Below are 707 nucleotides of genomic sequence, written 5' to 3'. Positions count from 1 at the left end.
GGGCTCTGCGCTTCCCGCTGCTGGTTTCCTGCTCTTGGTCTCTCGCTATTGGTCCTCGCGGCGGGGGCTGCGCGGCGTGCGGTTCCCCCGGGGGTCGCGCGCGTCGCGCCCGTCCCGTCCGTCCGGGCTGCGCGGATCGCGCGGGGCGCGCACGGCCCGGGGGTCGCGGGGCTCGCGCGGGTCGCGGGGGCTGCGGCGGCGGGAGGCCTCGCGGTCGGCGCGGAAGCGCACGAAGGCGATGGCCGCGGCCAGGGCCGTACCGCCCCACAGCAGGCCGGCCTTGAAGGTCAGCGCGGTGAACATGTCGAGCACCGTGCGCAGCAGGAAGCCCTCGCCGTTGTCGCTCGGGAAGACCACGCTGAGCAGCAGTATGGTCAGCGCGAACGCCAGCGGCGGGGCGATCACCGCGGCGGCCAGGTCCCGGATGCGCGTCTTGACCGCGACCAGCACGCATGTCGCCAGGAACACCGTCCCGAACACCGCGCCGAGCTTGTCGGTGGCCAGGTGGTCGGCCAGCCCGCCGAGCAGCGTGCCGCCCAGCGACACCACGAAGGCGCCGGGTGCGGTCAGGCCGGTGTCGCGCGCGGGGCGGCGTACCGGGCGCCGGCCGGGGCCGCCCGGAGTGCCGGCCGGGCGCGGACGGCCGCCCGGCGCCGCGGTGGCGCCGGGGATCGCGGGGGCGGCGTGCGGAGCAGGCGGCAGGCCGG

At 78.1% G+C, this 707-nt stretch carries 1 protein-coding gene; it reads right to left on the bottom strand.

The window, feature by feature from the left end; translation table 11 throughout:
• Positions 1-45: 45 nt before the first annotated feature.
• On the bottom strand, positions 46-707 hold a 662-nt coding region (locus LZ495_RS43670), incomplete at its 5' end, for a DUF6542 domain-containing protein (RefSeq protein ID WP_235058870.1).

This window comes from Yinghuangia soli (assembly GCF_021502675.1).
Classification (GTDB): domain Bacteria; phylum Actinomycetota; class Actinomycetes; order Streptomycetales; family Streptomycetaceae; genus Yinghuangia; species Yinghuangia soli.
This window is presented reverse-complemented; position numbering and strand designations above follow the sequence as displayed.